The sequence below is a fragment of the Mycobacterium sp. genome (genome assembly GCF_049280035.1).
Taxonomy (GTDB): domain Bacteria; phylum Actinomycetota; class Actinomycetes; order Mycobacteriales; family Mycobacteriaceae; genus Mycobacterium.
The window spans coordinates 1-6,907 of the sequence record NZ_JBAPPI010000903.1 but is presented as its reverse complement, the minus strand read 5'-3'; the positions used below and the strand labels follow the sequence as shown (position 1 = coordinate 6,907).

Genomic DNA, 6,907 nt, shown 5'->3' with positions numbered 1-6,907 from the left:
CTGCGCGAACAGCCGCGCCATCTCCTCACCCGATCGCAGATGGGAATTGCCCAGCGCGGCCAGCCAGCCGGCCGCCTCGTCCAGCGACTGCCTGGCCCGTATCGCACCCATGGCCATCGCCAGCCGGCGTCGCGACGGCGCAGCGAAATGCGCACCGGTAGTCGCAACACAGCTGAGCCCGAATCGTGTTGCCAGGTCAGCTAATTCAGCGTTGGCTTCGTCGTCGAGCGGATGCCCGTGGTGGGTCAGCTCGACGCTGACCCGCGTACGCCCGAATCGGTCCACCAGATCGGCCAACGCCGCCGCGGCCGCGGCTGGCCCGCCGGTGGCCAGTACAGAGCGGACATGACCTTTACGGCAACCGGTCAAGATGTGCCAGTGCCCACCCGCCGCGTCGGTGAGCGTATCGAAGTCAAACCGCAGCTTGCCTTTCTCGCCGCCGGCCAGATGCGCCGCAGCCAGCTGCCGCGACAATCGTCGATAGCCTTCCGGGCCGCGAGCCAACACCAGCAGATGCGGACCCGCTGGATCGGGGTCGTCGGTCCGGGCGCCGGGCCCTAACGAGAGTTCGGCACCGAATACGGTATGCATATCCAATTCCGCGGCCGCTTCCGCGAACCGCACCGCCCCGTAGAGGCCGTTGTGGTCGGTCAGCGCGATAGCGCGCAGATCCAGCCGCACCGCCTCTTCGACCAGCTCCTCTGGCGTGCTGGCCCCGTCGAGGAAGCTGAACGCCGAATGCGCGTGCAACTCGGCATACGGGACGGACGAGCGAACCGTCCGGTTATCGTCCGGCGGCTGGTAGCCCCCCCGCTTGCGCGAGAATGGGACGTCATCGGCCGGTCCCCACACAGATGGCGTGCCGGGACGGCGCGGCTTACCGGCGAGCACCCGCTCCATTTCCGCCCAGCCCGGCGGGCCATTGCTGAAACCCACGCGGCCAGTCTATCGAATATATGTTCGATTGTTGCCACTTCCACTGCCGCCGCGAATAGAGCATGTTCGAACCATGCCGTCGCTGCTCTGGGATCAGCACACTTGCTTGCCGCTGCGGTCCGATGCCGATATCTCGGAGCTGGCCCGCTACAACCACCCCGGTGGAACCTTTGTTTCGGTCAACGTCGGCTACGTGCCCCAGAGCCTTCACGACGTGCTGGACCTCGTCGAATGCTTCCGGCGGGCCGTTCAAAATCACCCCGCTTTGGCGTTAGCGGAAACCGGCAACTTGGCCACCGGCGAGATCGCGGTGGCTTTTGACCTTGAGGATTGCGCGCCGCTGGAGGGCGATCTCGCGAACGTCGACCGGCTGGCTCAACTTGGTATCCGCACTATGTTGCCGACCTACAACCACGCAAATATTGCCGGCTGTGGTTGCCTCGACGCCGACGACACCGGTCTCACGGCGTGGGGGCGGAAGCTGATCGCCGAGATGAACGCAGCTGGCATGGTGCCCGACGGATCGCACTGCAGCCCACGCACCGGCCTTGACATCTGTGAAATCACCAATCGCCCGGCCGTCTATAGCCACTCCTGTATGCGAAGCATCTGGGACCATCCGCGCAACATCACCGACGAGCAGGCCCGGGCCTGCGCCGCCACCGGCGGCGTCATCGGCGTGACCGGTGTCGGAATCTTCTTGGGCCCCAACACTCCGACACTCGAGGCGATGACGCGCCACATCGAATACGCCGTCGAACTTGTCGGGATCGACCACGTCGGAATTAGTACCGACTTCTCGTTCGACAGCGGCGACTTTCTCGACGAGCTTGCGGCCAACCCGGACCTGTTCGACGAAAGCTATACCCGGTGGGGCCCGATCCAGTGGATGCCACCGGAGACATTAGTCGGGATCGGGCATCACCTCAGTGAGCGAGGGTGGGACGACATCGACGTTGCCGCGGTGATGGGCGCAAACTTTCGACGCGTCGCTGAGCAGACCTGGTTGACGAAGGCGATTTGAACGCGCGTCGCGCATCGAAAGATTCTGCCGTGTAGAGCATTTCGATGGCCTTGGCGAAACTGATCAGCCGCGGCAACCACCAGCAGGCGCCGAGGTCGCCGCCGGAGAAGCCGCGGCGGGTGAAACACGGGAGATAGTCCACCCTTGCCGGTAGTTGAGAGAACTCTCAGAGATTCTCAGACAGCGCGGGCTCCTGTACACCTGTCAAGTCGCGTGAACCACGTTGCCACACAATAGACTCCAGTTGTTTACATGAATTAATCTTGCCGCCACCTCCTGCTGGGGTGAGCATCGGATACTCATACGAAATCCCCAGCAGTGAACGGCGGTGCCGAATCGTGGAGCAACTCAACGCGCTCGATGCGGGCTTCCTGATGGCGGAAGATTCGGACCGGAACGTCAGCCTGGCCATCGGCGGAGTCGCGATCATCGACGGCTCCGCCCCCAATCATGATCAGTTCAAAGACATTCTGGCAGAACGTATCCGAGCGATACCACGCTGCACACAAATGCTGCGTACCCAACCGTTCGATGTCGGTGCTCCGCAGTGGGTCGACGATCCGGGATTCGACCTCAGCCGTCATGTGCGCCGGGTAGCACTTCCGCGGCCCGGCGATGACGCCGAACTGTACCGAGTCGTTGCCGATGTGCTGGAGCGCCGTCTGGACCGGGACCGCCCGCTGTGGGAATGCTGGGCCATCGAGGGCCTGAAGGGCAATCGCTGGGCGATCCTGATCAAGATCCACCACTGCATGGCCGATGGAATCTCGGCGATCCGCATTCTCACTCGACTGTGCGATGACGTCGACGGCGATCCGTTCGCTCCTCCCACCGTCACCAAGCGGACTGCCGCGACACGCCAACACCTCAAGCCGGTGCCGGACGCCAAACCGCTGGAGAACCTCTGGAACCCGCTGGACAACATCTGGCGGACGGCCACCAGCATTACCGGTGCTGCTGCGCGGACGGTTGGCGGCGCGGCGGAAATTGCCGCCGGCTTGCTCCAACCTTCCGCGGGCTCGTCACTGGTGGGGCCGGTCACCAGGATGCGGTGTTATCGGGCGGTGCGCGTCCCGCTCGCCGAGGTCGAACAGGTATGCCGGAAGTTCGACGTGACCATCAACGACGTTGCGCTTACCGCGATCACCGAAGGCTTCCGCTCCGTATTGCTGCATCGCGGCGAGGAACCCCGCCCGGACTCGCTGCGCACCCTGGTCCCGGTGTCGGTGCGCTCGCCCGACGCACTCGACAAGCCGGGCAATCGCCTCTCTGTCATGCTGCCCTATCTGCCCGTCGAACAGGACGACCCGATCCAGCAATTGCGGATCGTGCACAGCCGGTTGAGCCGGGCCAAGCAAGGTGGGCAGCGGCAAGCGGGCAACGTGGCGGTGTCGGCGACCAACTACATTCCGTTCATGTTGTCCTCGTGGCTGATTCGACTTCTCACCCGTCTGCCCCAGCGCGGCATCGTGACGCTGGCAACCAATGTCCCGGGACCGCGCCGCCAGTTGGTGATGATGGGCAGCAAGGTGGCGCGCCTGCTGCCGATCCCACCGATTGCGCTGCGGTTGCGCACGGGTGTCGCGGTCCTGAGCTATGCCAATGACCTGGTGTTCGGTATCACCGCCGATTACGATGCCGCAGCCGACGTCGACGAACTGGCCAAAGGTATCTCGATGGCCGTGGCGCGATTGGAAATGCTCAGCCAGGACTCGGTCTTGCTGTTCGCCAAGAAATCAGTCTGACGGCCAGGAGACCGGTCGACCTGGCTACCCTTGCTACCGGCATTGCAACGGCGTGCCGGGAAGGCAGGGCAGGCGAATGTCGGTCACCATCGATCCGCGCCGCCACGACGCGGTGCTGTTCGACCTCGGTGACCGGGCAGTCGCGAAGCACCTCGTGAAACAACTGCACGACGCCGGTGTCGCCACCGAGGCAGCGAACCGGCTGTCGGTATTCCCCGGCCGGTGTGCCGTCGTCACGGCGACCCCCGACGGTGTCGCGGCCGCCCGGGCCGGCGGATTCGCATTGGTGATCGCGATCGACACGACCGGACGCGCCGACGAGCTGCGCAGCCGCGGGGCCGACGCGGTGATCACCGACCTGCGCGAGATCAACGTGCGCACCGGGGACCGCCGGATGTCCGAGCTGCCCGACGGGCTCGAAGCTCTTGACGCGATGACCGGTCGACGCCCGGCGGTGTTCTTCGACTTCGACGGCACGCTCTCCAACATCGTCAAGAATCCCGACGCTGCTCAGCTGGTCGAGGGTGCGGCCGACGCGCTGATATCGCTGACCGCACAGTGTCCTGTCGCGATCCTGAGCGGCCGCGACCTCGCCGACGTGCGCCAGCGGATCGGCCTGCCTGGCATCTGGTATGCGGGCAGTCACGGTTTCGAGCTGACCGGACCCGACGGCGCACACCACGAAAATGCCGAGGCGGCGGCAAGTATCCCGGTCCTCGGGGAGGCGGCCGCCGAGCTGACCGACCAACTGGGTGACATCGCCGGTGTCGTGGTGGAGCACAAGCGGTTCGGTGTTGCCGTGCACTACCGCAACGCCGCACGTGACCGGGTCGACGAGGTGGCCGCCGCGGTACGAAGCGCCGGCCAGCGCGCTGCGCTTCGCGTCACTACGGGTCGCGAAGTCATCGAGCTACGTCCAAATGTCGACTGGGACAAGGGCAAGACGCTGCATTGGGTGCTCGAGCACATTCGCGATGACGAACAGCCGGGACCACTGTTACCGATTTACCTCGGCGACGATATTACCGACGAGGACGCGTTCGACGCAGTCGCCGATGATGGTATCCCAATCGTGGTGCGGCACAGCGACGATGGTGATCGTGCCACCGCAGCCACCTACGCGCTCGATAGTCCGGATCGGGCGCGCGAATTCACCGAGCGGCTGGCGCGAAAACTCGCTCGCTGATCACAGGATCGCTTGGGTTTGCAGCACTTTGGCGGCTAGCTTGCCGTCGTCGCCGCGGACATCCGTTTCCAGCACGATGACCCGCTTTCCGATGTGCAGCGGGCGGGTGTGCGCCTTCACCGTGCCGCTACGGGTAGCAGAACCTGATGGTCCGCTTCCTTCTCGGGCCGTTCCGGCCCGCATCGTCAGCGGACGCAGAAAATTGGTCTTGGACTCGATGGTTGCGGTTCCTGCCACCCCCTCAGGGAGATTCAGGAACGCACATACCCCGCCCGCCGAGTCCGCCAGGGCCATCACGATTCCGCCGTGCAGCACGTTGTTACCTGTGCACAGGGGTCATGGGCTCACTTTCCAATTGTGTGCAGCGCCGCAACGGTTTCCGCGTCGGCGGGATAGAACGACTCGATCGCCACCTCGGCGACCGTGACATCCAGCGGCGCGCCGACGACGGCGGTCATGCTGAAAAAAGCCAACTCTCGGTCGCCGTGACGAAGGCGCAACGGCACCGCGACGTCGGTGAGCCCGGGGCGCTCGGCCGCGCCCCCCGGGTAGGCCGACAACTCGGCATGCAACTCGGCCAGCCGGGGGTCGCGGGTGTTCTTGACCTGGCGGTGCAGCCGTTCGAGGATATGCGCGCGCCACTCAGGCAGATTGGCGATCCGAGGCGCCATGCCGTCCGGGTGCAACGATGCGCGCAATGCGTTCACCGGCGGCGTGAGCAGCGCGGGGTCACATCCTTCGGTAAGCACTGCGACGGCCGCGTTGCCGTCGAGCATTTCCCACCATCGGTTGACGACCAACGCCGGGTACGGCTCGTGTCCGGTGAGGATCTGACGCAATGCTGTGCGCAGCCGCGTCAGTTCCGGCTCGTCCAGTGAGTGCTCGGGATAGGCGGGCGCGTAGCCGCCGGCCAGGAGCAGCGCATTGCGCTCACGCAGTGGCACATCGAGTTGCTCGCTGAGCCGCAGGATCATCCCCGGTGTCGGGCGCGACCGGCCGGTCTCCACGAAGCTCAGATGCCGGGCTGAGATATCCGCCTGAATGGACAAGTCGAGCTGGCTTATTCGGCGTCGCTCGCGCCATTCACGCAACAGCTGACCGACTGGAGGTGTTGCCGGAGCCCGCTGAGCGAGAGTCGTCACCGTCACGATGCTAGCCGCGCAGGCTCACGGCCACGATTACCTGCCGGGTAATCGACAGCGCGCAGGACCGCGGTCCACGATCGGGTGCAAATTCGCGACTCGCCCAAAGGATGAACCACCATGCACGAGCTCATCGATCGTTACCTTGCCTGCTGGAACGAGACCGACTCGACCACCCGCCGTGAGCTGATCGCCACGACTTGGGCCGCCGATGCCAGCTACGTCGATCCCCTGGTTGACGCGCACGGCCACGATGCCATCGACGCGGCCATCGCCGCCACCCAAGGCCAATTCCCGGACCACGTCTTCGCTTTGGCGGGCGCGGTCGACACCCACCACGATGTCGCCCGCTTCACCTGGGGCTTGGGCCGCGACGCGGATGACCCACTTGTGATCGGCTCCGATGTCGCCTCCGTCGGCGCCGACGGACGACTGGCCCGCGTCGTCGGCTTCCTCGACAAGGTGCCGACGTAGAACACGACCAACCAACATCTCACAGGAGTTAAGACAGTGCCATATATCAAGACTGCAGAACAGTTTTCGCTTTTCTACACCGACTATCCGGGCGACGAGCCGGTCGTATTCGCGCACGCCTGGGCCCTTAACGGCGACATGTGGAGTTACCAGCTGACGGACTTGATGACGGCGGGATTCCGCTGCATCACCTACGACCGTCGTGGCCATGGTCGCTCCGACCGGCCACCGACCGGCTACGACATTGACACGCTGGCCGACGATCTGGCCGCCGTGATCGAGGGGCTTGATCTATATGGCATCACTTTGATTGGCCATTCGATGGGAACGGCTGAAGTTGTCCGCTACCTCACTCGGCATGGAGCCGGACGCATCGCCCGGGTTGTGCTCAGTGGCACGG

General features: G+C 64.8%; 8 protein-coding genes. 5 read left to right on the top strand and 3 right to left on the bottom strand.

Annotation, left to right across the window (positions count from 1 at the left end; genetic code table 11):
* Window positions 1–936: PHP domain-containing protein (locus tag WAN71_RS28775; RefSeq protein ID WP_422228586.1), on the bottom strand; the 936-nt coding region annotated here is incomplete at its 3' end.
* A gap of 73 nt (window positions 937–1,009) precedes the next feature.
* On the opposite strand from WAN71_RS28775, the gene WAN71_RS28770 reads away from it, so the two are divergent.
* The 3 genes from WAN71_RS28770 (at window position 1,010) to otsB (ending at window position 4,891) form a co-directional block, all read left to right on the top strand.
* Window positions 1,010–1,960 carry a dipeptidase gene (locus WAN71_RS28770; protein WP_422228585.1) on the top strand — a complete coding sequence of 317 codons (951 nt, stop codon included), beginning with the start codon at window positions 1,010–1,012 and terminating at the stop codon, window positions 1,958–1,960.
* Between the two features lie 338 nt (window positions 1,961–2,298).
* Window positions 2,299–3,705 carry a WS/DGAT/MGAT family O-acyltransferase gene (locus tag WAN71_RS28765; RefSeq protein ID WP_422228584.1) on the top strand — a complete coding sequence of 469 codons (1,407 nt, stop codon included), beginning with the start codon at window positions 2,299–2,301 and terminating at the stop codon, window positions 3,703–3,705.
* Window positions 3,706–3,781: 76 nt separating this feature from the next.
* A complete protein-coding gene (gene otsB, locus WAN71_RS28760; protein ID WP_422228583.1) occupies window positions 3,782–4,891 on the top strand; it encodes a trehalose-phosphatase in 1,110 nt (369 codons plus the stop codon).
* Here the strand turns inward: otsB and WAN71_RS28755 are convergent, their stop codons facing one another.
* Both WAN71_RS28755 and WAN71_RS28750 read right to left on the bottom strand, forming a co-directional pair.
* Window positions 4,892–5,206 carry a PaaI family thioesterase gene (locus WAN71_RS28755; protein ID WP_422228582.1) on the bottom strand — a complete coding sequence of 105 codons (315 nt, stop codon included), beginning with the start codon at window positions 5,204–5,206 and terminating at the stop codon, window positions 4,892–4,894.
* 29 nt (window positions 5,207–5,235) lie between these two features.
* Window positions 5,236–6,033 (bottom strand): helix-turn-helix domain-containing protein, encoded by a 798-nt coding sequence (locus tag WAN71_RS28750; RefSeq protein ID WP_422228581.1) that lies wholly within the window; start codon window positions 6,031–6,033, stop codon window positions 5,236–5,238.
* Window positions 6,034–6,153: 120 nt separating this feature from the next.
* Between WAN71_RS28750 and WAN71_RS28745 the strand changes: the two genes are divergently transcribed.
* Together WAN71_RS28745 and WAN71_RS28740 are read left to right on the top strand one after the other, a co-directional pair.
* On the top strand, window positions 6,154–6,507 hold the full coding sequence (locus WAN71_RS28745; RefSeq protein ID WP_422228580.1) for a nuclear transport factor 2 family protein: 354 nt from the start codon (window positions 6,154–6,156) through the stop codon (window positions 6,505–6,507).
* A 36-nt stretch (window positions 6,508–6,543) separates the two neighbouring features.
* The coding region (locus WAN71_RS28740) for an alpha/beta fold hydrolase (protein ID WP_422228579.1) at window positions 6,544–6,907 on the top strand (364 nt) is incomplete at its 3' end.